Source organism: Yersinia enterocolitica subsp. enterocolitica, from assembly GCF_901472495.1.
GTDB lineage: Bacteria > Pseudomonadota > Gammaproteobacteria > Enterobacterales > Enterobacteriaceae > Yersinia > Yersinia enterocolitica.
On the sequence record NZ_LR590469.1, the window covers coordinates 1,274,609 to 1,300,166 of the forward strand.

The following is a 25,558-nucleotide window of genomic DNA, read 5'->3' on the forward strand; positions in this document are numbered from 1 at the left end:
TAAATAATAGCCGACAGACTTCTATCTAAGGAAAGCCGCGATTAAACAGGAGTGGGCATCATGACTGATTATGATAATCGGGAAAAATCAGCTGACATTGCTCTGTTAAAAGAAATGAACAGCTTACGGGATATCATCGAAAATAATTCAGACTGGATCTGGGAAGTTGATGTTGCCGGCCGTTATACGTTTTCATCTGCAAAATCTATCGAGCTGCTAGGCCGCCTTCCTCATGAAGTGATCGGCAAAACACCATTTGATTTTATGCCCAAAGATGAAGCTCATCGGGTAGGAAAACTATTCGCCGAAATTGCCGCTGAGCGCATTCCTTTTGCGGGATTACAAAACCGTAATATCCGCGCAGATGGCAGCGAAGTCTTGATAGAAAGTAGTGGTATTCCACTTTTTGACCACAATGGGGAATTCAAAGGTTATCGGGGAATAGACCGTAATCTTAGCAACTTACCTTACAACGCCAGTCAACGCCTCTTCGAGTTGGAATCCATTTATTCCAGTGCCCCAGCCGGCCTGTGCTTTATTGATACAGCCTTGCACTACCTGACGGTAAATGACTATCTGGCAGAATTATTAGGTAAAAAAACAGCTGAAGTGAATGGTCATAAAGTGGCTGATTTCTTACCTGGTATCATCCCTATACTGCAAAGTGCCCTGCTAAAAGCCTATTGTAACGACAGCATCCCCGATGCCGAGTTTCCAATGCCGGATAAGCAACGGGTATTTTTCATGCGCATCAATGCCGCCAGATATCCTAGTGGTCAGGTGAGTGGCCTGTCCGTCGCCATGATTGATATCTCCGCACTGAAAAAGATGGAAGAGAAGTTGCGTAGCAGTAAGCAACATTATCGCAATATGGTGGAACTGAACCCACAGATCCCCTGGACTGCCTCCCCAGACGGCATGATCACCAATGTCAGCTCTCGCTTTGAAAAAATCACTGGGCTAACCCGCGAAGAAGCGTTGGCAGACAGATGGCTGCGAACCATTCATGCTGATGACCGCCATCCCACATTAATAAGTTGGGAGCATTCTCTGCAAACACATGACCCACTTGATGTCGAAATACGTTTTTGTCATGTGGAAAAAGGTTGGAACTGGATGCGTATTCGCGCCGTACCCAGTGTAGATGAGCACGGCAATGTGGAGTGCTGGTACGGCACAGCAGAAGATATCCACGAGCGTAAGCTTCTGGAACTTAAACTGATTAAGGCTAATCGGCGTCTCGAAATTCAAGCCAGAACCGACTCATTAACTAAATTACCTAATCGTCGAGAGTTCAAGAAAGTGCTCGCCCATGAATTTATGCGGGCAAGGCGCTCAGCTTCGCCATTGGCAGTTTTAATGATTGATATCGACTACTTTAAGAATTTCAATGATTGTTACGGCCATATCTCTGGTGATGCCTGCCTGCGACTGGTCGCCAGAGCATTGCGTAAGTCATTGAAACGCAGCACCGATATTGTGGCTCGTTATGGCGGTGAGGAATTTGCGGCAATCTTACCGGATACTGATCAAAAAGGGGCCAGTCTGGTCGCCGAGCACATTTTGCAATCTATCCGCGCGATGGGTATCAAGCATAGTGAAAGTAAGTTTCGCAAAGTCACCATCAGCCTGGGTGTCACTGTCTATCAATCCCATCTGCACAGCAGCATTACTGATCAGTCTGATTTAATGCTCACCGCTGACCAGGCGCTTTATTATTCTAAAAAGAATGGGCGCAATCAGTTCAACTTAGCCGAACTTCCTTGCTAGGAACGCTGCATTATTTCGCGACAACTTCTGGCACTTTTTTTAAGCTCGGCTATTCTCAATAAGGCGACCAGTCTGGTCACACCTCATACCACCAGGTTAGAAAGGAGTCTTTATGGGAAATACTGTAGTAAAAATCAGAGATTTTGAAGTTGACGATGCAGTGCTATCCGCACCAGTAGATAAAGGTGAGAACACGGTCAGTATCCCGTGTAAATCGGATCCTGAATTGTGTATGCAGCTCGATGGGTGGGACGAAAGTACCAGTATTCCGGCAACATTAGATGGCCAAGATAAACTGCTCTACAAAAAGCACTATGACCGACATCAAGATGCCTGGGTAATGAGGGTGACTTGATGGTTCAAAGATCCGTCACCCATAGCTAAAACTTATGAGTGGCGGTTCCTTCTTTCATATCCGATAAAACCAACTAGCCAAAAAACGAATCCGTTTCCTTGCTGGATAAATCGGCTATTAGAATATTTCCAGCACTTTGAATTGCATACAAATCAGCATCATATCTGGGGAAAAAAGTTCATATTCCTCAAAAAAACGTTGTTGTGTTTTACGCCAGTAAGCCAATGTGCGATCGCCCTCACCTTCAGCCAAAGCGTGCGCCTCATCAACCTGATCAAAGGTTTTCAACTCAACATCCGTCAGCCCAACTGCGCATACCGGCTCATTGCGACCATTGACCACAACAAATACATCACCCGCCTGCGGGACACCTTCATCATCTAATGCCGCACAGGTTGCTGTTTTAGTGCCATTGAGAACCAGCGCCAATAAATCATCTGCGACTTGTTCAGTATCACCAAAAGCCCAGCGTTCGGCGTTTTCATATTTTTGTGGAATTGCAGCCATAGTTTCATTATTCCTAATCGTAATATTATTGATGCAACGCATATTATACCTCAACGCCACGAACTCACTCTCGCATCAACATAAATTTTCGCTACTATACCTAAGTTGCGGTAAACATATAAATCCCGCAAAATAATTTCAAGCCAAACAAATCTATCGAGGTAAAAATAAAGGCCTATGGGGACCAAACGCTTGCATACAAAACATTGGAAGATGTTTGTGGTGTTACTTTGCATCTGCGGCGCATTAATGCTGTTGCGGTGGGCATCAATGATCTTTGGTTAATATCACCCGCCGCTAATGTTTATCTTTAGGTAAAAATAAGCAGCCACATTTGGGGCACACTAACGCCGTATTTTTATGCACTTTTTCCGTGCTTTGCTCAGACGTTGCACCACAATCCGGGCATTTAATTTTCACCTTGGCATTGCTAACCAGTCTTCTGACACTATCTAGAAATGACATATGCTCGCCTCTCAGTTGTACAACCTTATTAGATTACGTTAACCGGCGGCACTAAACCGTGGCGTGGTCAGCGTTACTCAGATTATCTGTACCGGATCAGCTTTCAATCAATGGAAAGAACCGGGTTTGCAGGAGACAATGGAAAGAAACAAGCAGAAAATGGAAAGCTACGGGGAGGAACATTCACCACGCAGCATGGCTGGCATGCTTGGCGTAGTGAAATGGTAGGTAGGTTATAAGAAACCCTTGGGCTGGGATCAGTGATTCCATAATTCTTGGATCAACCCTCTGACCCGAACCTTGGAAGCACCAGCAACCAGGCTAATAATACGGTTAGCACTCAACGTAGAAACATCAGTATTCCATTCATCGAATGAATGATCGGCATAACTTTCGTTGAAAGTCTTTTTTATCGAGGATTCAGCTTCGGACATCTCACTGAAACTCTTGGCGTTTATTAAGCACTGAGCAATGATTGCGACTTTTTTCATGTTTTATCCTTGATTATCGGTCGCATAGTGTAGCACAATTACACCCTCTCTGCTCGTATGCTGCTTAAATTGTTTTCAATTGAAGCTAACCGATTGATAAAACACTAGATTCAATAAATTTCACTCCTCGTCTCATCTCTCTGGCTTGTATCACTTTTAGTTTTCTAGAGCGCTCGAAAATTTGCCCCATAAGTCGCTGGGTTGATAAAAAAGCCGCCCGCATCACAAATCAGCAACAATAAATTCATTAGTTATTCATTTTTTGTGCGCTTTTTATTCAATTTGCATGCTATATTGTAATTGCTCTGTCATGACCAAAAGTTTTACCCGTGTAGGTAACCCGAGGTGTCAAATGATCAGCAACGTCTTTCTCTATTCACTTTTTATTATCTATATCACTGCTGCAGTAGTTGATGGCTCACTGCCCCTGCTTGATTTGATGTAGTTATAGCCGTAGCCGCACCGCTGTACTGAATCAAAAATTCCGCGCCTTAATATCAATAACTCCTAACGACTCTGCCACTGATGAGATGTGAGGTAATACCAGCAATGCTGGCTAAGCGGGCTGTCAGGGCTGACATTAGGGTGAGGAAAACTCTCCGGTGCTCGCACCATTCCTATTCGTTCCATCACAGCTTGTGAGCGCAAATTAATTAATGCAGTGAATGAAACAATTTTAGGCAACTTTAATCTCTCGAAACCTACCCGCAAAGCAGCCAAAGCGGCTTCTGTTGCTAACCCCTGCCCCCAGAATGGGTAAGCAAAGCGCCAACCTATTTCTACGCAAGGAGAAAAAGGGAGTTTGGCTGCGGGAATATGCAACCCCAAAGCCCCCACCAATTGCTTTGTGGCTTTAAGCTCGACGGCCCACAACCCCCAACCATGCTGTTCAATCAATCGCTGACAACGTGAGGCCATTGCATCACTTTCCTCGCGAGTCAAGGGCGCAGGGAAATACTCCATCACCCGCTTATCGGCATTAAGTGCGGCAAAAGGGGCTTGGTCTGAAGGTATCCATTGCCGCAGCCGTAGCCGCTCAGTTTCAACTTCAATCATGTTCTTCATTCTGCGCCAATCTTTTTACACACTTCCTGCATCCTTGTGCTTAAAAAGGGATAACCGACTCTATTTTTGTGACAATGTGCACCATCGCTGCACAGAAGGCCGCTGCCATTGATAGCTTGCATATTTGCTCAGATATCCCGGCAGTTCATCCCCATTGAGCACCAGCCGATTAAGCATTAATGCCAAATCAGTATCCGCAATACACCATTCACTGAATAAATTCTTTCGGCCATCTGAAAGTAGGCGTTCCAGCCCTGAAATCAGCTTATGGGCCGCCTGTTGCCCCTGATCGGATAATAGCGGCATTTTCATTCCGGCAAAGACGACTTCGGTAGGCCGTTCTGCCCTAATTGGCATAAAATCACTGCGTAGCCAGGCTTGGATTTCGCGTGCTTTGGCACGTTCTTGTCTATCTTGCGGATAGATTCTCGCGTATTCCGCTGAAGGAAATCGCTCTTCTAAGTATTCAGAAATCGCTGAGGATTCAGATAATCGAAAATTATCGATAGTCAGTGTAGGCACACGACGAGTTACCGATAGCTTGCCAAATCCCTCACGCAGGTTCTCGCCAGCAGACAGATCAATGGTGTTCAGTGTAAAGGGAAGCGCTTTTTCTGTCAGTGATACATAGACCGACATGACATAAGGGCTAAAAAAATCCGCATCGGTATACAAGACAATGGGTTGCTGACTCATTGGTGGCTCCGGCTAATTATCACTAAAAGATTACGTTAGTCGGTTTTAAGCGGGCTGAAAAGTACCTTCTGTAAAAAGTTATTATCAGGAATAACGCCGTGTTGAATTGCCCCTAATCTATTGGGTATTTCCTACTCTGATAAGATAACCGCCCGGAGGCGGTTACCATATAAAAATAGAATTACTGCTCCGCCGGAGTGAACGGTGACTCAGTGCTATCTTCGACATAAAGCGTACGGCTAGGGAAAGCAAAGTCTGCACCGTGCTGATGAACAATATCGATAAACTTCAAATAGCAGGTCTGCTGAACGGCTAACCATTCAGCCCACACTCTTGTCTTGGTAAAGCAATAAACCATAATATTAAGAGAAGACTCGCCAAATCCATTGAAATAGACCAACAAGGTTTGTTGGTGATCGATATCATCATTATTGGCTAAAAATTTGTGCATCTCATCCACAATTGCGCCAATTTTATCGGCATCCTCATAACGCAGCGCCAGAGTGGTTTTTATTCTACGGTTAGTCATGCGACCTGGGTTTTCAACACTAGTATCTGTGAATGCAGAATTAGGAACGTACAGTGGGCGGTTTTCAAATGTCATTATTTTTGTCAGCCGCCAACCTATTTCAACAACAACACCTTCAATATGACGATCCGGCAAACGTATCCAGTCTCCAATATTAAAAGGGCGATCAAAATAAAGCATCACTCCAGAGAAGAAATTACTCAAAATATCTTTTCCAGCCAGACCTACGGCAAGACCACCAATACCGCCAAAGGTAACCAGCCCGGAAAAACTCATGCCCAAATGCTCGCCATAGAGCAGAACAACGACCACTACAAGCGTGATTTTTAACATGCGCGCAATAATTTTAGCGCTGGTGATATCACTGCCTTTTGCTACCTGCCGTTTTTCCAACACATCAAATAATACAAACATCTTACGTATTAGCATTAATAAGATGACTGACATGCAGACGAAATTAACCGTCTTAGGTGTGATAAAGCTTATCTTTATATCAGCGAGCGCATTATTGATGATGTTCCCCATCACCATTACCATGACAGACCACAGGAGGAAGCTGACAAACTGCAATATGAAACTGTAACGAGAATGGTGCCGCCGCATTCCCCAGACAGATACAATTAATAAAGCAATGACACAACTGATGACCAAAATCAGCCCGACAATATTATCCATAGTAAACTGAGCAATCATATGCTTTATATCCTCAAACATATCTTATCACATTAGTTACTCTGTCAATTCTATCGCAATTAGGTATGGGGACATAGGATGTTGGCATTTTTACTCACAGTACCAGGCAAGATAGAAGTGTATTAGATTTTGGGCCACGCTACCCTAGCCCAAAATCAAACTTATGCAGGTAAATCTTCCGCAGGTTTATCATCTAAAATTGTCAGCAGAATATCTGCATCTGGGGTTGTGATATGTTTCCCCTCAAGGAAACCAGCAAGCTTGGCTTCTGCATTATATTCGTATACTTCATAACCCGCAATTCGATACCCTGGAATACCGTCCTGACCGCGAATATATTCATCACCGTCAATGTAGTACTCAACAACACCGCTGGCATCTTCAATCTCGTAACGTTTATCAAAAGGGAACTGTTTCATCACTCATCCTAAAAAAATCATGCATTGCCATATAATGCCAAATTAGCACTATTTTAGGAAGCCTTAACCGTAGCGCTATTAGATTATACATCTCCGCATTATATTGAGATCATTCGGTATATATACTGATTAATCTAAAGCTTTTAAACCTTCTCATTGTTAATGATCCTATTTAATTCTCATGCCAAACAAGCTAATCCAAGGTAAACTGATGCGCCTAAATAAGGAGCAGGGATGAGCACTGAAATCTTCATTGCAGTATTGGGCGCGGCACTGCTACATGCTAGCTGGAATGCTTTAGTTAAATTTGGTACTGACCGTTTAGTTGCCATTTCATTGATGGCAATTTTTTCCGGCGTCATCTCACTCTTCGGCATTTTCTTTGTAGGTTTACCCTCTCTCAACGCGCTCCCTTGGTTACTTCTGTCAGTCGCTTTTCACACTGGGTATTGTCTCTTTCTCAGTAAAGCCTACGAACAAGCCGAGTTCGGGCAAATTTATCCTATCGCGCGTGGCGTAGCACCACTATTAAGTGCCCTACTTTCGTGGTTAATTTTGTCAGAAATTCCACGCATAATGGCGTTATTCGGAGCCGTTATTTTGGTTTCGGGGGTCATTATGATGACATTTGATGGCCGCCATGGCCCGAACAAACTCAATCGCCGAGCCATCATCTATGCATTAATTACGGCGATATTTACCGCCTGCTATACCCTATCCGATGGTGCGGGCAGTCGGGCCAGTATAGAACCTCTCAGTTATATTTTTTGGCTATTTATGTCCAATGGGATAGCCATGTTTGTGCTGCTTTGGATAATGCACAGGAATAGAATTTTTTGTGAAATCAAGCAACATTGGCGTCACGGCATCATTGGTGGTGCTATGCAATTATTGGCTTATGGCATCGTCATTTGGGCCATGAAGAGTACACCAATCGCCTTGGTAGCAGCACTACGTGAGACCAGCGTACTGTTCGCCATGGTTATTTCTATCTGGATGTTAAAAGAAAAGCCCTCAATATTACGCCTTATCGCAAGTGCCATTATTATGGCTGGTGTTGCCATTACCAAATTTGGTTAATCTTTAAGCGCCCGAGTAAACATCTATTGATTCAATAAAAAACCGAGCACAATCTCTCCCGTAAACACGCTATACTCATAGAAATCCTATAAAAAAGGAGAATATATGCTCATAGGATTTGTTCTACTGGTTAGCACCTGCGGAATGGATGCTTGCGAGGCTCTGCCCGTGACTGACGATGTTTATGCAACACGCCATGAATGCATGGCTGTCGCTGCCCGTATTCATCAAAGGAGGCCTGATGTGGTCCTGATTTGTGGTGAAGTTTATCGCCATGCTGAAAATGACCAACCTGAATGATAGACTAGCCTCAGTTAGAAGTAGATTGAACCTATTGATTGTGCAATTCTTCCTAGCCCATCAACTTATAGCCCCGTAATGTAAAAAAACCATTAAACCTAAAGCCTGTTCTTCCTATTTAAAATGAAGCAATTCGAGATATAAACCGGTTTTTATCCTGTAAATAAGTTGTATCTTGTCAACAATATGATATGTAAGAAATGTCATATCGTAAGAGTAAAAAGTCGTGCTACCCTTTAATTAAGCGACAATGACAATATGAGTATTAACTTATAGTTATATAAGTACTCATCGAGAATATGCCATAACTAAGTCCCCCCTTGGTAAGGAGTTTTGCAATTAATCTTCCTATATAGGGTATCTGAGTATGTGTAAAGAACACCGTAAATAACGGCTTATAACTTTACATATATAGGATTTCAATATGCTCCAATTCGATGCTTATGGCACACTCGTCGCTGCAAGCCTGGTTCTATTGCTAGGAAGGCAGTGCGTCAAAAAGATCCCTTAATTACAAAAATATGCTATTGCGGACCCAATTGCGGGCGGTCTCTTCGTCGCGTTAATGTTCCTGCTTATACACCAAATTACCGGTTGGGAAGCTCATTTTGATACCTCATTACGTGACCCATTAATGTTGATCTTTTTTGCCTCAATTGGTCTCAACGCCAATCTCGCCAGCTTAAGAGCGGGTGGCAAAGTTTTGCTAATGGCATTATATGCAATATTTGTGACTTACCGCGTTATGGGTAAAAATTACGATGCTGCGGTTCTTGCAGCTGGGCATTGTAGTTTAAGTTTAGGGGCTACACCAACAGCGATTGCTAATATGCAAGCTATCACTGATCGCTTTGGGCCATCACACACTGCGTTTCTTATAGTCCCAATGGTCGGTGCATTCTTCCCGGATATTGCCAATGCTATCGTAATTAAGTTGTCTTTATTACTACCGATGTTTACACCATTAGGGTGATTTAATTGAGAGCCATTGTAAAAGTGGCTCCCAATAATGTCTTGTTCTAATAAGAAATAATTCTGCCAATTAACGGTGGGTCAGTGGTGACCACCCACTTAGCGCCCTTTTTTCTTGCGCCCAGGCTGAGTAAAGCGCTTACGGCCAGCAGAGTTAGCCTCTGACTTTTCAGCGGGTTTTGATCGGCTAATAGCCGGTTTTTTAGCTACAACAGGTTTAGCTTTTGGTTTTTTTTGCGGTTTCTCATCAGATGAAGAATTTTCAATCAGCTTAAATAATTCGATCAGTTCATCATCGCGTAAATCTCGCCACTCGCCAATTGGCAGCCCTTTCAGGTTAATGTTCATAATACGAGTACGTTCAAGCTTAGTTACTTCATAACCAAAGTACTTGCACATGCGGCGAATTTGACGATTAAGCCCCTGTACCAAAGTGATACTAAATACAAAGGGGGCTTCTTTCCTTACTTTGCATTTTTTAGTTACTGTTCCCAGCATCGGTACACCGGCCCCCAAGCCGAGAATAAACTCGTCAGTCACCAGTTTATTGACCGTCACCACATATTCTTTTTCGTGATCATTGCCAGCCCGCAGGATTTTGTTGACCAAATCGCCGTGATTGGTCAGGAATATTAGCCCCTGCGAATCTTTATCCAAGCGGCCGATAGGAAAAACGCGTTTGCTGTGGTTAACAAAATCAACGATATTATCGCCTTCACCATCTTCCGTAGTACAGATGATACCAACTGGCTTATTTAGCGCAATCAGCACTAGATCATTTTGATCGCGTGGTTCGATAAGTTGACCGTTAACTTTCACTACATCCCCGGCATACACCTGCTCACCCACCGTGGCCCGCTTGCCGTTGATAAAAACATTTCCCTGTTCGATGTAACGGTCTGCATCGCGACGCGAGCATATTCCGCTCTCGCTAATGTATTTGTTAAGGCGAATGGATGAGTTGGTCACCATGATTTTCCGTAAAAATTACACTATAACACGTTAGCTTGTGAATTCTGAAAGACTGCTTAATAGAGGACTGGGATCTGTGTTTTGTCCACCGATTAGTGACTATCATTGTATATTTAACTATCAGAAACAACACCACTCCAGCCCCATGACTGATTAGAGTATCTCTTTGAAGGGAACACTTGGCTGTCTTGCCACCACTAATGCCTGAGCCGATCCTTCCGGTGAGAATCCAACCTCAATATCAGGAGCAGAAAATGAATATATAGGTACGCTTGACCACTTCAGCTGAACCAGGCTAACACCATACTTTTGATAAGATTAATAATGGTAGATTGACTATGGGGTAGGTATTTATAGTTACCGAAACAATATTCCTCGAATCAATCGGTGTCCAGTACCGAAAAGTTAGAACTATTTTGGGGCCTAACCCAGATTCTATGTACATCGCTGTATATAAATATCCGGCGCGTTGAAAATATTTATCCCCGCTTAACTTGATAAAATTTTAGTCTATATTTTCTCTTCTGGTTACATTATTTTTAATCATTAACAGCTTATATTTCCATACATGAAAGTTAATTTCGCTTTCATCTGTCAATGTTAAGTAAAATATCCAATCAAAATATTGAAGATTCTTACTGGAAAATTAACTTACCTATAGATTTTCTGCATTTTATTTACTTTGGAATCTCCATATCTTTCATTAATTTTAATTAATTATATGATGATGATTTTTATTTATCACATTACTCACCTATTTCACCCCCTCTGGTTAAAGAGGGGGTGATATTATTTAAAGACCTTTTGATTTTAACAACTCAATCTGATTTACAAACAATTGAACTGGGTCAATGTCCTTGCTAACCATACCCGCGGTCTGATTAATCGCATCCACATGGTCTAACTGATAATCCGAACGGATAACTTTCCCCAAGTGCATACTGTAACGCCCGACCAGACCATCATTTTGATTGCGTTCTTTGGTGAACAAGAGTGATAAGGCAACCAATGAATGGTGCAACGGGTCGAGGTTGTTCAATCCTTCAATCAGTGGGTTATAACCCAGAACGCCCCCCCATGAATAATAGTAGACCCCATTATCAAACTCTTTCCCCTCGCCTCCCCAGGTTTCAGGTAACCCTTGAGGATATTTGGTATTAAACTTAGCCACATTCTCGGTCGTCAGTGCATCAATAGACTCCATAAAATCCTGTGGTAGGAATGGCTTACCACTTAGCAGAGAAACAAATACACCAAATGCAGACATGATAGTATTAACAATATGTTCCGGAAGACTATCAGGCACCAGCGCTGAACGAACTAAATCGGCAATTTCCGACCCATGGTTAACCCCATTAACCGAGGTCACAGACGCTATAAGTTCAGGATGCGTTGCAGCAACATAACGACATGCCAAAGGCCCCTGACTATGACCAATAAGGTTAACTTTTTTCGCCCCCGTTTTTGCCATGACTTCTTTGACAAATTTAAGTAATTGCTCGCCGCGTACTTCATTACTGTTGGTGGCGGAAATTGTGGCGACAAAGACTTGTGCGCCCGCTTTTTTTAGCGGTTCTTCGACACCATAAAAATAAGGGTAAACTCCTGCAATTTTGTCGAATCCAAGTAAGCCATGAACTAATACGACTGGATATTTCAAAGTTGAATTTGTAGACATAATAAATACCTTTTAGTTGTACAAAAAAACCGGGGAATTGCTCCTCGGCATGGGTTATCACCATCGCGATATTTCGCGACGGTGCAGGACTAAGGTTTCTGTTTTCTTGTGAAATAAATTAGCCAGGCAAACACCTGTGATATATGCCGGCTATCTAATTAGTAATAACTCCAATTTTCTCCAGAGGATTAAATAACCCGGCTGAGTGGAGTCAGTGAATCAGGATCTAAATTTCAATAGTCCGAAGACCATTCTTGTGCTGATTAGTTATTGCGGATATTTCGGCCAAGTCACATTGAAATTATGCTGTTTGACGGTGGTAATACGTCTACACAGCAAATTACACGGCTATAACAGCGATAAGGGCAGTACTTAATCTGTCAGACATAATTCCCTCTCTATCTCGCGACGATTTTGCAACCCTTTCCACGACTGACCATCAGCATATATCCAGCGGCGTAACTCATCGCAAGCGCCTTTGATGTCGCCAGTATTGAGCTTTTTAAGCAACGTAGATCGGATAAACGCATGCCGTCCGACATTATAGGTGAACGAGTACAGAGCCGCTTTCTGGTATTGGCTTAGTGGGATTTTCACAGCTGCATCAACAATGCGTTGTACCGGCGCCAAGTCTTGTTGCAATAAAGCATCGCATTCCGCATCAGAATATTTTTTACTGGGGATGATATCTTTACCAGTGTGGCCATCGCATACAGTGAGGACATTGACGACATCGTAGTAAGCCACATACTTACGGCCCTCTAACCCATCATCACCACCCAGTAATACACCGGCAATAGCCAGTGATCCGAAAGCAGAAACACCCATTAACTGACTGCGAAGAGTTGGAGACATTTTATTTCTTCCGTAATTGAAATTCTTTTCGCTTATAGTGCCAGTTAACAATAAAGGTTCCCGTCGTGCAGACAATGCCGACGACCATGGCCCATTCGTTTAGAGATAACGCACCAATCGTTGTTGTTAACCCGCCGAACCACAAGGATATCGCGCTGGAGTATTTATCCATCTTCATTGTCTCCCCCTGCCAGTTGGCCTGGGCGTATATTTACTGCTTTTGGAAAATAGCTCGCCGCCGTGCCCCAGCCAGACACAGAGATTATTTGAGGATAATTGATGCTGGCGTTGAACTATAAAAACCACACAAATAGCGAGGCCTAATAATTTAAATTATTTTGCAAAAAATACAGTCTTTTTCGGCGATAATAAGCCAACAACATAGACAAAAGGAAAACTGCTCGATGAATACCGGTTTTATTCTGCTCTGTATTTATGTAGTTGGCGTTATTATTTCTACTTTCATTATTTTCCCGCTGACACGTGACCAGAGCTTAGTAGTAAGGTGCTTATCATCGCTTTTAATTGGTATAACCTGGCCCTTAAGCCTGCCCGTTGCCCTGCTGCTGTCGATGTTCTAATTAAGACGCGTTAGGAACTGAGACCAAAAGTATCGGGACTCATCAAATGCTCGGGGATAAAATGAAAAAACCCCGCCTGAGCGCTGAGGAATCCCCAGTAATGGGCGGGTAAAAAAGACAGGCATAGAGTTTTGTGATCTACTGATTGTGCTACCAATTCAATGAGATCACCTCTATGCCTGCTCGCCAAGTATGTCAGAACTTCTTCCGTGATGCTTTAGCTCCCTTTCACAAATACCGACAAAATGCTTTGCTCGATGCCACCATTGCGTTAATCAATGGCGCATCGCTGACACTGACCAGTATCGGACGTTATTTACCCGGTGCGGCTCAGGTCAAAAATAAAATCAAGCGTATTGATCGTCTGCTGGGCAATGAATCACTACATCGTGATATTCCTCTGATTTTTAAAAATATTATCTCGATGCTGACACGGAAACTCTCTCTCTGTGTTATTGCCGTTGACTGGAGTGGCTATCCGTCTCAGGAGAATCACGTGCTTCGCGCCAGCCTTATCTGCGACGGGCGATCGATACCTTTATTAAGTTGGGTTGTTCCATCAAAAAAACAGCAAAATACGCAGATACAAAAAGACTTCCTCAATGCTCTTGCCAGTGCAGTGAATTCGCAGGCCAGAGTCATCATTGTCACTGACGCGGGGTTCCAGAATGCCTGGTTCCGGCATATAAAATCACTCGGATGGGATTTTATAGGGCGTATCAGGGGCAATACCCAAATGCGGCTAGGCAGCAAAGGCGAATACTGGTTCAAACGTCAGGAATTACAGGCCAGCAGTAAACCGGAATATCTGGGCCCCGGAACACTTGCCCGCGCAGTGTATGCCCAGTGTGACGGCCATTTTTATCTTCATAAAAAAACATCAAAAGGAAGAAAAAATAAGCGCTCTCGTTGTGACATAACCAGACCAGCACAAATAAAAGACGCGCGCTCCGCTGCAACAGAACCGTGGCTGCTCTTCAGCAGCACAAATGACTTTAAACCAAGAGAAGTCATGAAGTTATACAGTCGCCGAATGCAGATCGAGCAAAACTTTCGGGATGAAAAAAGCGAACGCTTCGGGTTCGGCCTGCGTGCTAGCTACAGCCGTTCAACAGGAAGAATGCTGGTGCTGAGCCTGCTGGCGACACTGAGCACAATTGTGCTGTGGCTTCTGGGCTATCACGCTGAAAATAAAGGATTACATCTGAGGTATCAGGCCAACAGCCTTAAGTCACGACGGGTTATATCTTATTTGACATTAGCGGAGAATATCTTGCGACACTCTCCGCTAATTTTAATGCGAACGGCACTGGATACCGTTCTTAACCACCTCGCCAGAACCTACCGAAGTATGGTGTTGGTTTATTAGCGCTGATTTACTGGGGATCCCTCAGCGCCTGAGCGAGGTTTATTTGACTGTGTGAGTGCAACTGCACAACCAACTGTTATCAGACTAATGCACTTTTTGCGGCCGCACCAACACTTTTATCATAAAAAATTAATTTTGTATTTCGGCGTCCATCTCAAGGCGAATATCCATCATGGCAAGGCAACCATCAACAAAGCCCTCAGCCAATTGTAGATTTATTCTTATTGCTCTTTCGTCTTTCTTTTGTTGCCGTGCAATAGCACGTTTGGATTGATTATAGACATAGTGCCGAATGACCAATTCCCACTCATCATACCGATGACTTTTTAAGCGAGAAACGCACCCATCAACGGCTAATCCATCATCATCACAACATGAAAGTCGTGATGAGGTGGTGTACGGGAGTAAACCTTTAAACCCTGCGGCAATAGAGGAATAGTCAATACCTGAATTATCTTTAGCCCATACACCCCAGCGCTCAAGAACAAGTTGAATATTACGCCTTGGTTTTTTCTGCCCTGACGGGAAGTTTTTCGATATTCGCATCATAACTCTTCTTCCTTCCGTGAAATATACTGTGTGTGCATAACGCCCTCATCCTAATTAGGGTGAATGGTGGCGCTATTAATTAAATGGGGGAGTTTATGGAAGATATGCCATTTCCAGGCCCCTGCCCATTTGGAGGTTTAATTGCACAGCGCGGCAATACATCACAGTATTCGAGGCGAGTTATAGAGTCTGCGTGCTTACCTGCCCACAAGCTGCTATAGCGAATATGTTTTGTTAAATAGTTGACATGGCTGCATCTCAACTTGATTTTATAATGCAGAGATTCCCTAACATCGGGTATAGCCGACGTCAGCATAGTACTACCAGGTTTAATAAATGATAGTTGTGCCATCTTGCCCCCTTGGGTGATGACACAACAACTGCTTAGGTTGTCAGTTGTTCAGGCTGACAGAGCTATTATTCCGTCAAACATCGGGCATTGAAATTGTATACCCAGCTATTTCCGCCAGTTCTATAAATACCGGCAACGTTGCGACAAACTGGTTATCTTGTAAATGTTCAACACTGACTATCTCACCATGCTCGCAGCGAATTAAGACCGTACCATCCGAAGGCAGAAGCTTAATCAAGTTTTCTATAGGAATCATTAGGGTAACATCCTTATATTATTAACCCCCGATAGGGGCCCCGATTAAACTCGATTTCATTGCTAACAAAGTTAAGTGAAGCCACAGATTAGCAATAGCTGACATAACCCAGCTATGCTGTATCCATAAAGGTAATGAGCAACCGCATATCAAATCGATCCTTCCAACAGCTACCTTTTAATTACTTCCAGACTCAGCCTGAGATAACTGTTTTTGTCATGGTGGTTGCAACCTTTGTCATGATCAACCGCCAGATTAAATCATAGGGTTACACCAAAATACAACCTATGAGTTATTTATATTGTTAACCCTTTGGTTTATAATTTTGAAATGAAAGAAGAAAAAAACTGTCAAGAACCGCCTATCGCGGCTCGTCTTTATCAGATAATGAATAAAACCGGCGTAAACAAGTCGGGACTTGCTCGCATCTGTGGAATCAGCCCCCAAGCAGCTGGTCGTTGGTTCACGAAAGGAAGTATAAGTAAAGATTCGGCATTAAAACTATCTGAAGCTTTTGGCGTTTCCCTTTCCTGGTTACTCAGTGATGAACGTGATAGTGATGATTGCTCTATCTTTCAGCCCTTGGTACTCAGTGAAAGACAACGAGAGTTGCTGAATTTGTTTGAGCGCTTACCGGAAAGTGATAAAGACAATCATATTGAAACCCTTAGAATCAAAGTCGAAAATTACGATCGATTATTCAATGAATTGTTGGAGTCCAGAAACCTCAAAGGGTTACCCAAAAAGTAGAAAATCAAATAACTTAATCAGCGCCAGAGCCAGAGTCAGTTTTTTTTCACCTGTAATTAAAAAAGAAACCCTATGGTTGATTAAAATAAAATCCATTGATTGATATTAAAATCAACCTATGGTTTAATTTTCATATCAACGGCACAACAGCCGCTTAGGTGAGCAAGTTCTGACAATCTGAAAGCAGATAAGCAGATAAGTAGATAAGTAGATAAGTAGATAAGTAGATAAGTAGATAGTTTGGCGGAATCAACATAAATAGCTGTTGTCTTTCTCAGTCAACAGTACCTGGCTATTACGCACGGCGTCTATTGGCGTTAAAAGAAGAATTACTACTGCGTAGATATTTTTGGTGACACTGCTGTGCTATTTTCGAAATAAAGCGAACGGCTGGGGAAAGTAAAATCTGCACCATGCTTATGAACTATATCGATAAACTTCAAATAACAGTGTTGCTGGATAGCTAGCCATTCAGCCCATACCTTCGTCTTAGTAAAGCAATAACGCAACTAATAACCAAAATCAGTCCGGCGATATTTTCCATAGTAAACTGAGCAACCATATGCCTTATGTCCTCAAACATATCTCATCACATTTGCCACTCCGTCGATTCTATAACAATTAAGAAGTAGGTCATAGAATTCGACATTTTTATTGCCGTAAAGTAAATTTTACCTTCTAGCCCAACCTTGCGTTTCCTTTATACTCACCCCAAATCATATGAATACCCCTCGTTATATCCGATACTATAATATCGATTGAAATACACATTTTAGAGCGGGTTAACAATAAAATTACTATTTTTGGTCGTAACTTAAGCGTTTTTACGGGGTATGCTAAAATCTAATTCTGAAAACATTAGGTGGTCAATCATGGTCTTTGTCATTCTTTGGTTTGTTATTGCGGGATTAAGTGAGTATTTAGTGTGGGGGCACCCCCTGCTGGCGGTGTCGTTAGCCCTGGTTTTTGTAGTGTTTGGTGGGTATTGGATTTATCGAATCAGAAAAATTCAGGTAAGTGACGAGCCTTCTGAAGAGGTGAGATCCAAGTCTATCAATAATATAAACCTTATTTTCTCTGTAGTAATGCTGGCTATTCATGCTCTTATTTTGCTGCTATTACGTTGATTAAATTATACTTTATGGCATGGTCTATCGCTAACTGTGCCATTGACTCCAGGCCGATATAAGTATCCAGGCTGCAATCACCCAGCATAATACGGCTGCCGTTAGGGCAATAGGTAAGTGCCAGTGCTCAATGAAAAAATAAAGTGATATCAAATAGATAAAATATGGAATGATCGCCCATAACCCAAAGACGATTGTTACGCGCAGTGCCTGGATGCTACGTTCACTACCGACAATATAATGAGCAATAAGTGCAAACGTTGGAAACAGCGGGATTAAACCAGCAATATAGTAGTTTCGTGTTTTCGCTAATATCCCAATCAGTACTACAACCCCGGCACCAATTAATGCTTTAAGTAGCAGGCTCATCATTGTCTCGAACGATCATAAAACAAACTGCCAATAGAGAGTATTTAACTGAAAAAAACTTTCTACGTGGCAGCATGAATATATAGGAGTGTTACTCGTTGTCACAGGTGACTATTGACGATATCCGCTTTTAATTTGAGCAAGTGTATTGGAGAAAACTTCAGCCTGAGCAGTGTCTTCTATATCAGCAATAGAACGCTCGATATTTAAGATTACTTTCCCCGCATCGGCTTGGCCGATCGCTTTGAGCAGCAGGGTCACAGTCGCTTTTAAACATGCAACTTCATTTGCTAAAGTTTCTGGGTCGGCAGAAGTGGTGAAATCTGGATTACTCATCTTTTTTCCTGAAGTAGCCGCTTGCCTGTGGACAAGGTGATATGGGTAACCCCGCACCACAATGCACATAGGAGGCATTATTAAACAATAATTTCATTATATCATAAACTGATGATTAGCTTTGATAACTTGTGCGTATTCTGCCACCAAGAGCACAAACCAAGGATGCGCTGATGTCGGGGGATACCACGGCTGACCCTTGTTTTTATCCCGGCAGGGTGCATTAACTTAATTAAGAAAGATTTGTTTATAAAAAACATGCCATTTTTGTGCTGATTAATAAGTGTCAAAAGCACTCATTTATAAGGTGAATAATGTATGGAAAATAAATAAAAAATAAGAATAATTCCTACTATTAAGAATAGCACAAAATTATCTGTTTTTTAGTTGTATCAATGTGTTGTGTTTCGTTGCATAAACATTAATTTTTTGAGGCAGCAATTAATTTTTTCCGGAGTGGATACATAGTGACAAGAAAAGTCTTAAAAAACTTTTCTTTTTTATCATGACATTAATCGAGATACCTACGATTTTATGTACATAGTGAAAATGATGATAAAAATAATATCTGTCAAACGATATAGATATGAATTTGCAATTATTCTGTATTCATTATTTGCGCGAAAACAAGTAATATCATTGTCGTAAGTAAAGCGTGATTAGGTTACTCCCTTATTTTTGGAGAATTTTCTTTGATTAGCGTTCTTCTTGTTGATGACCACGAACTGGTGCGCGCAGGGATACGACGCATTCTTGAAGACATCAAGGGTATCAAAGTAGCGGATGAGATGCAGTGTGGAGAAGATGCGGTAAAATGGTGCCGTAACCATATTGTTGATATCGTTTTGATGGATATGAATATGCCCGGCATCGGCGGGTTGGAGGCAACTCGTAAAATTTTACGCTTTTCCCCAGATACCAAAGTTATCATGTTAACTATCCATACAGAAAATCCGTTACCTGCGAAAGTTATGCAGGCTGGTGCTAGTGGATATCTGAGTAAAGGTGCGGCACCTCAAGATGTGGTTACTGCTATCCGAGCGGTGCATTCGGGGCAACGTTACATTGCTTCTGACATTGCACAGCAAATGGCTTTAGGGCAGTTAGAACCGCCGACGGAAACACCTTTTAGTTGTTTGTCAGAGCGTGAGTTACAAATTATGCTAATGATAACGAAAGGCCAAAAGGTGAATGAGATATCGGAGCAACTTCATCTGAGCCCGAAAACTGTGAACAGCTACCGCTATCGGATGTTTAGCAAGCTTAATATTAGTGGTGACGTTGAATTGACCCATTTGGCTATACGCCACGGTTTGTTTAACGCGGAGACGTTATCTAATAGTGACTGATTGTTTTGATTCTAAAGAGTTTTTAAAAACTGTCACCAGCCAACCTGGTGTTTACCGTATGTATGATAAGGCGGGGACAGTTATTTATGTTGGCAAAGCAAAAGACCTTAAGAAGCGTCTGACGAGCTATTTCCGTGCTCATGTTGCCAGTCGAAAAACGGAAACTTTGGTTAAAAATATTGCGCAAATTGACGTCACTGTCACACATACAGAGACTGAAGCGCTACTGCTTGAGCATAATTACATCAAGCTTTATCAACCTCGTTATAATGTACTATTGCGGGATGATAAATCGTATCCACTCATTTTCCTCAGCGCGGACAAACATCCGCGTCTAGCCATTCATCGCGGTGCCAAGCATGAAAAAGGGGAGTATTTCGGACCATTTCCCAATTCCTACGCAGTGCGCGAAACTTTAGCATTACTGCAAAAGCTATTTCCGGTCAGGCAATGTGAGAACAGTGTCTATCGCAACCGGTCACGACCTTGCCTACAATATCAAATTGGCCGTTGTTCTGGGCCATGCGTGCCAGGATTAGTGAGTGAAGAGGAGTATCAGCGTCAGGTCGATTATGTTCGTCTGTTCCTATCAGGCAAAGACCAGCAAGTATTGACGCAACTGATTTCTCGCATGGAAGAAGCGAGCCGATTGCTTCACTTTGAAGATGCGGCACGTATCCGTGATCAAATACAGGCTGTACGGCGAGTTACGGAACAACAGTTTGTTTCTGGCGATAGCGAAGATCTCGACGTGATCGGTGTGGCGTTTGATGCCGGATTAGCCTGTGTCCATGTGCTATTTATTCGGCAGGGAAAGGTTCTGGGAAGTCGCAGTTATTTCCCCAAAGTTCCTGCGGGAACGGAATTGAGTGAAGTTGTTCAAACATTCGTCGGGCAGTTTTACCTACAAGGAAGCCAGGTACGTACGCTTCCAGGTGAAATTTTGTTGGATTTCACGCTCGCTGAAAAAGATCTATTGGCATCTTCCCTTTCTGAATTGGCTGGAAGAAAAATCCAGATACAAAGCCGCCCTCGTGGTGATAGAGCTCGTTATCTCAAACTTGCGCGAACCAATGCGTCAACGGCGCTGGTGACTCGTTTGTCCCAGCAATCAACTATCCATCAACGAATGAAAGAATTAGCCAAGATTCTTAACCTTGATGAGATAAATCGGATGGAATGTTTTGATATCAGTCATACGATGGGGGAGCAAACTGTCGCATCTTGTGTGGTATTTGATGCAAATGGCCCTGTACGTTCAGAATATAGGCGCTACAATATTAGTGGTATCACTCCGGGTGATGATTATGCTGCTATGTCTCAGGTGCTTAAACGCCGATATGGTAAGGCATTAGATGATAAAAAGATCCCGGATGTTATTTTTATTGATGGCGGGAAAGGCCAGTTGTCACAAGCTTTTGACGTTTTTGCTTCACTCAATGTTCCATGGGATAAACAAAAGCCTTTATTAGTTGGTGTTGCCAAAGGAAGTGACCGAAAAGCAGGGCTGGAAACATTATTCCTGGCTGCTGAGGGGGAGGGTTTTTCATTGCCACCAGACTCACCCGCGTTGCATCTGATTCAACATATTCGTGACGATTCTCATCATCATGCCATAACGGGGCATAGGCAGCGTCGCTCAAAAGTAAAAAATACTAGCGCATTAGAACTAATAGAGGGAGTAGGCCCTAAACGGCGGCAAATATTGCTGAAGTATATGGGGGGACTGCAACCTTTACTTAACGCTAGCGTCGAGGAAATTGCAAAAGTGCCGAGTATTTCACAAGCATTGGCAGAAAAAATCTACAATGCATTGAAACACTGAAGCTAATGTTGCACCATACTCATAATATCCACACCAGCCAGATAGTTATCGTAGCATGATGCAATTGAATATACCGACTTGGCTTACCCTGTTTCGTGTAGTACTCATCCCATTCTTCGTTTTGGCGTTCTATCTGCCATTCGTCTGGGCTCCGATGGTTTGCGCCATCATATTTGTGTTTGCAGCTGCAACCGATTGGTTCGATGGCTTTTTAGCTCGGCGCTGGAAACAGACAACCCGCTTTGGAGCTTTTCTTGATCCAGTAGCGGATAAAGTGATGGTGGCCATTGCGTTGGTCTTGGTTGCTGAACATTACCATGTTTGGTGGATCACTTTGCCAGCAGCAACAATGATTGCTCGTGAGATTATCATTTCTTCCCTCCGTGAATGGATGGCCGAAATTGGTAAACGTAGCAGTGTTGCGGTCTCATGGATTGGTAAAGTCAAAACAACTGCTCAAATGGGCTCATTAGTTGGGCTACTTTGGCGACCAGATCATAATATTGAACTGGCGAGTTTTGTTCTCCTCTACATTGCCGCGGTCCTGACATTTTGGTCAATGTTTCAATATTTAAACGCTGCCTGGAAAGATTTGCTCGAACCTTGATCGAAGCGCCGGAAAAAGCAGCAAACGAACGAATTAGTCTGATAATTTTATTGACTCATCGCGTCAGGTAAGTAGAATGCATCGCATCAGACGGCAGCAACGAAATGCCGAAAGATAGCAAAAGAATCAGTAAGTTCTGATGTTGCGGGAATAGCTCAGTTGGTAGAGCACGACCTTGCCAAGGTCGGGGTCGCGAGTTCGAGTCTCGTTTCCCGCTCCAAATTAGTAGGTTGGCTTCAAGCGAACCTCAGTAGTAAGGCAAAGAAAAAAGGCGCGTTGGCAGAGTGGCCATGCTACGGATTGCAAATCCGTCTACCTCGGTTCGACTCCGGGACGCGCCTCCAGTTTTCCAGAGCCCGGGTGGTGAAATCGGTAGACACAAGGGATTTAAAATCCCTCGGCTTATGGCTGTGCGGGTTCAAGTCCCGCCCCGGGCACCATGGAAACAAAATCTTAGTAAAACAAAGTAGTATGAGTATGTCGTTAACCGCCGAGAGGCGGTTTTTTTGCGCCTGAGATTTGGCAAGCGGCAGCAAAGTGACTACAAAATGACTACATTGTGTCTACGGCACTTTTCACACCCTCAAGGCTACCCCCCACGCAAGCACGATAAACAGCCAGTTATCCCCCAACAAGATATTAATTACACAGAATTTTGATATAAAAAAACCTGCAATTCGCAGGCTTCTTTAATTACATCCACAACACGCCTTGATTCCCTTTAGGGTGGGGCGGTACAGCATTAATTATTCCCGGTTCCATTATCGTTTCAACGATAGTTTCATGGGTCTTAAAAGTTTTGCCGCAATTAATATTGGTGCACTTGTAATGGTCTAATCATTCCGGACATTTTGTTAGAGATATAATGAGCAACACTAACGAGGTGAGAATGCGAAAAAAATCATTTACTCATGAGTTTAAACAAGAGTGCGTCAACCTGGTTCTTCAACATAAGTACCCGGTGACTCAGGCTGCTGAAACAATGAATATTGGCCTTTCAACCTTACAACGCTGGCTACGGCAGTATCGCGGAGAGAGCCGCGGAAATACACCGATAGCCAGTGCTATAACACCGGAACAACGCCGAATACAAGAACTTGAAAAGCAGGTGCGGCAGTTACAGAGCGACAATGACCTGTTAAAAAAGGCTTCGGCCTTCTTCGCCATGGAAATGAACAACGACAAAAAGTCGCGGTAAAACTGAAGAAGGCTGGTGCAAATATCCAACAGGTATGCCGCTGCTTGTCGCTCACGCGCAGCGTGTTTTATGCCCGTAGTCGTCGGCTAATGATCAAGCCCGATGTTCTGATGTTGCACGCGGCGGCTAAGCATGTTCACGCTGAAATGGATGCCACATATGGCAGCCGGCGCATGTGCATCGAGTTACGGGAGCAAGGTTTTAACGTGGGCAGATACCGCGTTCGGCAGATAATGAAAAACTTATTACTGGTAGCTAAACGACCTGGGCGTCATCGCTATCCAGGCGGTGGAAAACCCGCTGTCGTGGCCGCTAATCTGTTGAACCGGCAGTTTAATCCAGAGACATTGAATACCTGGTGGTCAGGTGATATTACCTATCTGCGTACCGCTCAGGGCTGGTTATATCTGGCTATCGTGATGGACTTATGTTCAAGAAAAATAGTGAGTTGGGCCTTCTCAGACAAACCGGACAGCGACTTGACTGTCCGGGCCTTAAGGCTGGCCGTAAATAAACGCCGACCCACAGGGTCAGTGGCAATGTCTGATGATAACCCTGCTATCTGGTCAAAGCGTGGCCCTGTCCAGTAATCAGCCTCAAGAATAGCCAGTGCAGTTTCTCTTGGCAGATTACGCATATCGCCGGTATAGCCATGCGCACGAGCTACCTTTTCAGTAATTCCCCAGCGGGTCGGGCCACCTTTATCATCGGGGTGGTTTACGTATCCCCCTTCTTTACCGAGGATGGCTTCAAAGATGTCACTTTTTGTCATGAGATGCGTCCTCCCGCCAATGTGTTAGCTTTGCAATATTTCCACCTGCACCCCATATCGCCAGACAAAATGACAAATTCAAGAGCAATTCTGCCGGGTCCGCACCGGAATATTGTCCGTAACAAATGCGTATACCTATCCACCCTGCCGCCAATATCACCAGATAAGCCAAAGCAGAATAGAAAAAGCGATAACGTCCTGTTTTCTGATAGAACATCAGACGAACAACGATAAGCAGGCAAACCAACGCATTAGCGGCCAGTATCCATTTTTGCCACTCCATCAATCCCCCTCCTTTCTGTTTGAGTCGGAGTTGAGGTGGTATTTGGACATCACACGAAGCAGGACGCTGACACAAACTGTCGATGCCACTAAAGCACCAATGGCTGGCGTCACACGAATGGTGACCGGTGGGCTAAGTTGATTCAGACCAGCATTAATCAAGGCAGCAATAATCTCTGATGCCATATCAGCACAGTAAACCCCGCCAATAAATGAAATCAGTGCAAATAACACCTGTCGCCATAGACGATGTGGACGACTGGAAAGTACATAAAGTGCCGCTCCAGCAAGAGAGCAAACCACCACTGCTGGGGTTGCCTCCGGAAACATGGCAGCAAAAGTCACCCCTGCCGAAGCGGTAGTCACCCCCACCGGCAACGTTAATGGTTCATACATGGAATATTCGATAGGAAAAAATGAAGAACGTCAGATATAAAAAAAGCCCCACCGAAATGGGGCAATAAGCGTGATATAGAAACGTAAAAGAACAGCCCTACACATTGCTGAAGCTAGTTTGTGGTGCTCGGTACTTATCCCGAAGATGTTCAGGCGCTGGTTAACCTGACATCGGGCCAATCTCAGGTGACATGATGAAAATCTCCAGCATTACCCGCGCAGTTACGCTGACACCACAATCGGCTGAACCATCGCCATTAGACAAAGAGGAATTGTGCATGGCTAGGTTTTATGGCAATGGCCCATGCGATTGTGCAGCACACCAAACGCTCCGGGCTATCCCTTCATCGCTGAATGGTGTGCTGATAACTGGAGCGGCCAGCGGGAATCGAACCCGCATCTTCAGCTTGGAAGGCTGGGGTAATAGCCATTATACGATGACCGCTTGGTGCCAACTGCCAGACTCGAACTGGCGGCCTACTGATTACGAATCAGTTGCTCTACCACCTGAGCTAAATTGGCTTAGTGGCCCTTACCGAGAAGCCCAAGTTTGTGGCGGAGTAGGTAAGAACCACACACTCTGGCTAATCCAG

General features: G+C 43.6%; 31 protein-coding genes, 5 tRNA genes and 4 pseudogenes. 19 read left to right on the top strand and 21 right to left on the bottom strand.

Features of this window, described 5'->3' with window-relative positions; all coding sequences use genetic code 11:
* Window positions 1-60 precede the first annotated feature (60 nt).
* Entirely contained in the window at window positions 61-1,770 is a 1,710-nt protein-coding gene (locus tag FGL26_RS05965) for a sensor domain-containing diguanylate cyclase (protein ID WP_005170240.1), read from the top strand.
* A gap of 112 nt (window positions 1,771-1,882) precedes the next feature.
* A complete protein-coding gene (locus FGL26_RS05970) occupies window positions 1,883-2,125 on the top strand; it encodes a DUF1480 family protein (RefSeq protein ID WP_005164922.1) in 243 nt (80 codons plus the stop codon).
* Between the two features lie 117 nt (window positions 2,126-2,242).
* On the opposite strand, the gene FGL26_RS05975 is transcribed toward FGL26_RS05970, so the two are convergent.
* On the bottom strand, window positions 2,243-2,632 hold the full coding sequence (locus FGL26_RS05975; RefSeq protein WP_005170242.1) for an ASCH domain-containing protein: 390 nt from the start codon (window positions 2,630-2,632) through the stop codon (window positions 2,243-2,245).
* A 177-nt stretch (window positions 2,633-2,809) separates the two neighbouring features.
* On the opposite strand from FGL26_RS05975, the gene yniD reads away from it, so the two are divergent.
* On the top strand, window positions 2,810-2,917 hold the full coding sequence (yniD, locus tag FGL26_RS21630) for a small membrane protein YniD (RefSeq protein ID WP_085903066.1): 108 nt from the start codon (window positions 2,810-2,812) through the stop codon (window positions 2,915-2,917).
* A 12-nt stretch (window positions 2,918-2,929) separates the two neighbouring features.
* Here yniD and FGL26_RS21635 read toward each other — a convergent pair whose 3' ends face one another.
* The 6 genes from FGL26_RS21635 to FGL26_RS06000 form a co-directional block, all read right to left on the bottom strand.
* Window positions 2,930-3,097, bottom strand: coding sequence for a YnfU family zinc-binding protein (locus FGL26_RS21635; RefSeq protein ID WP_005164920.1), 168 nt, complete (start codon window positions 3,095-3,097; stop codon window positions 2,930-2,932).
* 257 nt (window positions 3,098-3,354) lie between these two features.
* Complete coding sequence (locus FGL26_RS05980) at window positions 3,355-3,588, bottom strand: hypothetical protein (protein ID WP_005170244.1); 234 nt, start codon at window positions 3,586-3,588, stop codon at window positions 3,355-3,357.
* 507 nt (window positions 3,589-4,095) lie between these two features.
* Window positions 4,096-4,644 (bottom strand): GNAT family N-acetyltransferase, encoded by a 549-nt coding sequence (locus FGL26_RS05985; protein WP_005170245.1) that lies wholly within the window; start codon window positions 4,642-4,644, stop codon window positions 4,096-4,098.
* A 69-nt stretch (window positions 4,645-4,713) separates the two neighbouring features.
* Complete coding sequence (gene yfcF, locus FGL26_RS05990) at window positions 4,714-5,349, bottom strand: glutathione transferase (protein ID WP_005170247.1); 636 nt, start codon at window positions 5,347-5,349, stop codon at window positions 4,714-4,716.
* A gap of 181 nt (window positions 5,350-5,530) precedes the next feature.
* A complete protein-coding gene (locus tag FGL26_RS05995) occupies window positions 5,531-6,571 on the bottom strand; it encodes a mechanosensitive ion channel family protein (RefSeq protein ID WP_005170249.1) in 1,041 nt (346 codons plus the stop codon).
* A 161-nt stretch (window positions 6,572-6,732) separates the two neighbouring features.
* Complete coding sequence (locus FGL26_RS06000) at window positions 6,733-6,990, bottom strand: hypothetical protein (RefSeq protein ID WP_005170251.1); 258 nt, start codon at window positions 6,988-6,990, stop codon at window positions 6,733-6,735.
* A 234-nt stretch (window positions 6,991-7,224) separates the two neighbouring features.
* On the opposite strand from FGL26_RS06000, the gene FGL26_RS06005 reads away from it, so the two are divergent.
* The 4 genes and pseudogenes from FGL26_RS06005 to FGL26_RS22005 all read left to right on the top strand — a co-directional run.
* Window positions 7,225-8,070, top strand: a complete 846-nt coding sequence (locus FGL26_RS06005) for a DMT family transporter (protein WP_005170253.1) — start codon at window positions 7,225-7,227, stop codon at window positions 8,068-8,070.
* A gap of 105 nt (window positions 8,071-8,175) precedes the next feature.
* Window positions 8,176-8,370, top strand: coding sequence for a hypothetical protein (locus tag FGL26_RS06010; protein ID WP_005170255.1), 195 nt, complete (start codon window positions 8,176-8,178; stop codon window positions 8,368-8,370).
* Between the two features lie 523 nt (window positions 8,371-8,893).
* A pseudogene (locus FGL26_RS22000) lies at window positions 8,894-9,061 on the top strand (sodium/glutamate symporter); the annotation flags it as partial.
* 6 nt (window positions 9,062-9,067) lie between these two features.
* Window positions 9,068-9,343, top strand: a pseudogene (locus tag FGL26_RS22005) (sodium/glutamate symporter); the annotation flags it as partial.
* Window positions 9,344-9,441: 98 nt separating this feature from the next.
* Here FGL26_RS22005 and rluF read toward each other — a convergent pair.
* The 4 genes from rluF to FGL26_RS06035 form a co-directional block, all read right to left on the bottom strand.
* Complete coding sequence (gene rluF / locus FGL26_RS06020; protein WP_005170259.1) at window positions 9,442-10,314, bottom strand: 23S rRNA pseudouridine(2604) synthase RluF; 873 nt, start codon at window positions 10,312-10,314, stop codon at window positions 9,442-9,444.
* 793 nt (window positions 10,315-11,107) lie between these two features.
* On the bottom strand, window positions 11,108-11,992 hold the full coding sequence (locus FGL26_RS06025) for a lipase family alpha/beta hydrolase (protein ID WP_005170261.1): 885 nt from the start codon (window positions 11,990-11,992) through the stop codon (window positions 11,108-11,110).
* A gap of 372 nt (window positions 11,993-12,364) precedes the next feature.
* Window positions 12,365-12,847, bottom strand: coding sequence for a lysozyme (locus FGL26_RS06030; protein WP_005170262.1), 483 nt, complete (start codon window positions 12,845-12,847; stop codon window positions 12,365-12,367).
* Window position 12,848: 1 nt separating this feature from the next.
* Complete coding sequence (locus FGL26_RS06035; RefSeq protein ID WP_005161370.1) at window positions 12,849-13,025, bottom strand: phage holin family protein; 177 nt, start codon at window positions 13,023-13,025, stop codon at window positions 12,849-12,851.
* Window positions 13,026-13,251: 226 nt separating this feature from the next.
* Here FGL26_RS06035 and FGL26_RS06040 point away from each other — a divergent pair, with 226 nt between their 5' ends.
* On the top strand, window positions 13,252-13,428 hold the full coding sequence (locus FGL26_RS06040) for a GhoT/OrtT family toxin (protein WP_005170265.1): 177 nt from the start codon (window positions 13,252-13,254) through the stop codon (window positions 13,426-13,428).
* 175 nt (window positions 13,429-13,603) lie between these two features.
* Complete coding sequence (locus FGL26_RS06045; RefSeq protein ID WP_005170564.1) at window positions 13,604-14,797, top strand: IS4 family transposase; 1,194 nt, start codon at window positions 13,604-13,606, stop codon at window positions 14,795-14,797.
* Between the two features lie 129 nt (window positions 14,798-14,926).
* Here FGL26_RS06045 and FGL26_RS06050 read toward each other — a convergent pair whose 3' ends face one another.
* Together FGL26_RS06050 and FGL26_RS06060 are read right to left on the bottom strand one after the other, a co-directional pair.
* Complete coding sequence (locus tag FGL26_RS06050) at window positions 14,927-15,346, bottom strand: antiterminator Q family protein (protein ID WP_005170273.1); 420 nt, start codon at window positions 15,344-15,346, stop codon at window positions 14,927-14,929.
* 425 nt (window positions 15,347-15,771) lie between these two features.
* Window positions 15,772-15,954 (bottom strand): hypothetical protein, encoded by a 183-nt coding sequence (locus FGL26_RS06060; RefSeq protein ID WP_005170274.1) that lies wholly within the window; start codon window positions 15,952-15,954, stop codon window positions 15,772-15,774.
* A gap of 330 nt (window positions 15,955-16,284) precedes the next feature.
* Here FGL26_RS06060 and FGL26_RS06065 point away from each other — a divergent pair, with 330 nt between their 5' ends.
* Entirely contained in the window at window positions 16,285-16,704 is a 420-nt protein-coding gene (locus FGL26_RS06065; protein ID WP_005170276.1) for a helix-turn-helix domain-containing protein, read from the top strand.
* Between the two features lie 332 nt (window positions 16,705-17,036).
* Here FGL26_RS06065 and FGL26_RS21640 read toward each other — a convergent pair.
* Window positions 17,037-17,207: pseudogene (locus FGL26_RS21640) on the bottom strand (mechanosensitive ion channel protein MscS); the annotation flags it as partial.
* Window positions 17,208-17,576: 369 nt separating this feature from the next.
* On the opposite strand from FGL26_RS21640, the gene FGL26_RS06070 reads away from it, so the two are divergent.
* Complete coding sequence (locus FGL26_RS06070; RefSeq protein ID WP_005170278.1) at window positions 17,577-17,831, top strand: hypothetical protein; 255 nt, start codon at window positions 17,577-17,579, stop codon at window positions 17,829-17,831.
* 30 nt (window positions 17,832-17,861) lie between these two features.
* On the opposite strand, the gene FGL26_RS06075 is transcribed toward FGL26_RS06070, so the two are convergent.
* Together FGL26_RS06075 and FGL26_RS06080 are read right to left on the bottom strand one after the other, a co-directional pair.
* Window positions 17,862-18,200: a GlpM family protein gene (locus FGL26_RS06075; RefSeq protein WP_005170280.1), complete on the bottom strand. Its 339-nt coding sequence runs from the start codon at window positions 18,198-18,200 to the stop codon at window positions 17,862-17,864.
* A 111-nt stretch (window positions 18,201-18,311) separates the two neighbouring features.
* The gene (locus FGL26_RS06080) at window positions 18,312-18,536 is read right to left on the bottom strand and encodes a DUF2594 family protein (RefSeq protein WP_005160184.1); all 225 of its coding nucleotides are present in this window, start codon (window positions 18,534-18,536) and stop codon (window positions 18,312-18,314) included.
* A 692-nt stretch (window positions 18,537-19,228) separates the two neighbouring features.
* On the opposite strand from FGL26_RS06080, the gene uvrY reads away from it, so the two are divergent.
* From uvrY to FGL26_RS21920, 8 genes are all read left to right on the top strand, one after another.
* Window positions 19,229-19,885 (top strand): UvrY/SirA/GacA family response regulator transcription factor, encoded by a 657-nt coding sequence (gene uvrY / locus FGL26_RS06085; protein ID WP_005160181.1) that lies wholly within the window; start codon window positions 19,229-19,231, stop codon window positions 19,883-19,885.
* Entirely contained in the window at window positions 19,878-21,710 is a 1,833-nt protein-coding gene (gene uvrC, locus FGL26_RS06090; RefSeq protein WP_005170283.1) for an excinuclease ABC subunit UvrC, read from the top strand. Before uvrY ends, uvrC begins: the two co-directional genes overlap by 8 nt.
* A gap of 58 nt (window positions 21,711-21,768) precedes the next feature.
* A complete protein-coding gene (pgsA, locus tag FGL26_RS06095) occupies window positions 21,769-22,317 on the top strand; it encodes a CDP-diacylglycerol--glycerol-3-phosphate 3-phosphatidyltransferase (RefSeq protein WP_005170287.1) in 549 nt (182 codons plus the stop codon).
* 144 nt (window positions 22,318-22,461) lie between these two features.
* Window positions 22,462-22,537: transfer RNA gene (locus tag FGL26_RS06100), tRNA-Gly, on the top strand.
* A 50-nt stretch (window positions 22,538-22,587) separates the two neighbouring features.
* Window positions 22,588-22,661, top strand: a tRNA-Cys gene (locus FGL26_RS06105).
* 10 nt (window positions 22,662-22,671) lie between these two features.
* Window positions 22,672-22,757 (top strand) — tRNA-Leu (locus FGL26_RS06110).
* A gap of 449 nt (window positions 22,758-23,206) precedes the next feature.
* Window positions 23,207-23,515, top strand: a complete 309-nt coding sequence (locus FGL26_RS06120) for a transposase (RefSeq protein WP_005166743.1) — start codon at window positions 23,207-23,209, stop codon at window positions 23,513-23,515.
* Between the two features lie 2 nt (window positions 23,516-23,517).
* The gene (locus FGL26_RS21920; RefSeq protein ID WP_227746642.1) at window positions 23,518-24,105 is read left to right on the top strand and encodes an IS3 family transposase; all 588 of its coding nucleotides are present in this window, start codon (window positions 23,518-23,520) and stop codon (window positions 24,103-24,105) included.
* Here FGL26_RS21920 and FGL26_RS06130 read toward each other — a convergent pair.
* From FGL26_RS06130 to FGL26_RS06150, 5 genes and pseudogenes are all read right to left on the bottom strand, one after another.
* Window positions 24,045-24,287 (bottom strand): annotated as a pseudogene (locus FGL26_RS06130) (glycosyl hydrolase 108 family protein); the annotation flags it as partial. The gene FGL26_RS21920 and the pseudogene FGL26_RS06130 sit on opposite strands and share 61 nt — an antisense overlap.
* On the bottom strand, window positions 24,274-24,570 hold the full coding sequence (locus FGL26_RS06135) for a phage holin family protein (RefSeq protein ID WP_005166766.1): 297 nt from the start codon (window positions 24,568-24,570) through the stop codon (window positions 24,274-24,276). The pseudogene FGL26_RS06130 and the gene FGL26_RS06135, both read right to left, overlap by 14 nt.
* Window positions 24,570-24,965, bottom strand: coding sequence for a putative holin (locus FGL26_RS06140; RefSeq protein ID WP_032908439.1), 396 nt, complete (start codon window positions 24,963-24,965; stop codon window positions 24,570-24,572). The genes FGL26_RS06135 and FGL26_RS06140 overlap by 1 nt, the downstream gene beginning before the upstream one ends.
* 370 nt (window positions 24,966-25,335) lie before the next feature.
* Window positions 25,336-25,410, bottom strand: a tRNA-Gly gene (locus tag FGL26_RS06145).
* A 1-nt stretch (window position 25,411) separates the two neighbouring features.
* Window positions 25,412-25,487: transfer RNA gene (locus FGL26_RS06150), tRNA-Thr, on the bottom strand.
* Between the last annotated feature and the right edge of the window lie 71 nt (window positions 25,488-25,558).

What these genes read in the sequence shown, in the direction of transcription:
- FGL26_RS05965 (WP_005170240.1), top strand. Translation starts at nt 61, where the DNA reads ATGACTGATTATGATAATCGGGAAAAATCAGCTGACATTGCTCTGTTA.
- FGL26_RS05970 (WP_005164922.1), top strand. Translation starts at nt 1,883, where the DNA reads ATGGGAAATACTGTAGTAAAAATCAGAGATTTTGAAGTTGACGATGCA.
- FGL26_RS05975 (WP_005170242.1), bottom strand. Translation starts at nt 2,632, where the DNA reads ATGGCTGCAATTCCACAAAAATATGAAAACGCCGAACGCTGGGCTTTT.
- yniD (WP_085903066.1), top strand. Translation starts at nt 2,810, where the DNA reads ATGGGGACCAAACGCTTGCATACAAAACATTGGAAGATGTTTGTGGTG.
- FGL26_RS21635 (WP_005164920.1), bottom strand. Translation starts at nt 3,097, where the DNA reads ATGTCATTTCTAGATAGTGTCAGAAGACTGGTTAGCAATGCCAAGGTG.
- FGL26_RS05980 (WP_005170244.1), bottom strand. Translation starts at nt 3,588, where the DNA reads ATGAAAAAAGTCGCAATCATTGCTCAGTGCTTAATAAACGCCAAGAGT.
- FGL26_RS05985 (WP_005170245.1), bottom strand. Translation starts at nt 4,644, where the DNA reads ATGATTGAAGTTGAAACTGAGCGGCTACGGCTGCGGCAATGGATACCT.
- yfcF (WP_005170247.1), bottom strand. Translation starts at nt 5,349, where the DNA reads ATGAGTCAGCAACCCATTGTCTTGTATACCGATGCGGATTTTTTTAGC.
- FGL26_RS05995 (WP_005170249.1), bottom strand. Translation starts at nt 6,571, where the DNA reads ATGATTGCTCAGTTTACTATGGATAATATTGTCGGGCTGATTTTGGTC.
- FGL26_RS06000 (WP_005170251.1), bottom strand. Translation starts at nt 6,990, where the DNA reads ATGAAACAGTTCCCTTTTGATAAACGTTACGAGATTGAAGATGCCAGC.
- FGL26_RS06005 (WP_005170253.1), top strand. Translation starts at nt 7,225, where the DNA reads ATGAGCACTGAAATCTTCATTGCAGTATTGGGCGCGGCACTGCTACAT.
- FGL26_RS06010 (WP_005170255.1), top strand. Translation starts at nt 8,176, where the DNA reads ATGCTCATAGGATTTGTTCTACTGGTTAGCACCTGCGGAATGGATGCT.
- rluF (WP_005170259.1), bottom strand. Translation starts at nt 10,314, where the DNA reads ATGGTGACCAACTCATCCATTCGCCTTAACAAATACATTAGCGAGAGC.
- FGL26_RS06025 (WP_005170261.1), bottom strand. Translation starts at nt 11,992, where the DNA reads ATGTCTACAAATTCAACTTTGAAATATCCAGTCGTATTAGTTCATGGC.
- FGL26_RS06030 (WP_005170262.1), bottom strand. Translation starts at nt 12,847, where the DNA reads ATGTCTCCAACTCTTCGCAGTCAGTTAATGGGTGTTTCTGCTTTCGGA.
- FGL26_RS06035 (WP_005161370.1), bottom strand. Translation starts at nt 13,025, where the DNA reads ATGAAGATGGATAAATACTCCAGCGCGATATCCTTGTGGTTCGGCGGG.
- FGL26_RS06040 (WP_005170265.1), top strand. Translation starts at nt 13,252, where the DNA reads ATGAATACCGGTTTTATTCTGCTCTGTATTTATGTAGTTGGCGTTATT.
- FGL26_RS06045 (WP_005170564.1), top strand. Translation starts at nt 13,604, where the DNA reads ATGCCTGCTCGCCAAGTATGTCAGAACTTCTTCCGTGATGCTTTAGCT.
- FGL26_RS06050 (WP_005170273.1), bottom strand. Translation starts at nt 15,346, where the DNA reads ATGATGCGAATATCGAAAAACTTCCCGTCAGGGCAGAAAAAACCAAGG.
- FGL26_RS06060 (WP_005170274.1), bottom strand. Translation starts at nt 15,954, where the DNA reads ATGATTCCTATAGAAAACTTGATTAAGCTTCTGCCTTCGGATGGTACG.
- FGL26_RS06065 (WP_005170276.1), top strand. Translation starts at nt 16,285, where the DNA reads ATGAAAGAAGAAAAAAACTGTCAAGAACCGCCTATCGCGGCTCGTCTT.
- FGL26_RS06070 (WP_005170278.1), top strand. Translation starts at nt 17,577, where the DNA reads ATGGTCTTTGTCATTCTTTGGTTTGTTATTGCGGGATTAAGTGAGTAT.
- FGL26_RS06075 (WP_005170280.1), bottom strand. Translation starts at nt 18,200, where the DNA reads ATGAGCCTGCTACTTAAAGCATTAATTGGTGCCGGGGTTGTAGTACTG.
- FGL26_RS06080 (WP_005160184.1), bottom strand. Translation starts at nt 18,536, where the DNA reads ATGAGTAATCCAGATTTCACCACTTCTGCCGACCCAGAAACTTTAGCA.
- pgsA (WP_005170287.1), top strand. Translation starts at nt 21,769, where the DNA reads ATGCAATTGAATATACCGACTTGGCTTACCCTGTTTCGTGTAGTACTC.
- FGL26_RS06120 (WP_005166743.1), top strand. Translation starts at nt 23,207, where the DNA reads ATGCGAAAAAAATCATTTACTCATGAGTTTAAACAAGAGTGCGTCAAC.
- FGL26_RS06135 (WP_005166766.1), bottom strand. Translation starts at nt 24,570, where the DNA reads ATGGAGTGGCAAAAATGGATACTGGCCGCTAATGCGTTGGTTTGCCTG.
- FGL26_RS06140 (WP_032908439.1), bottom strand. Translation starts at nt 24,965, where the DNA reads ATGTATGAACCATTAACGTTGCCGGTGGGGGTGACTACCGCTTCGGCA.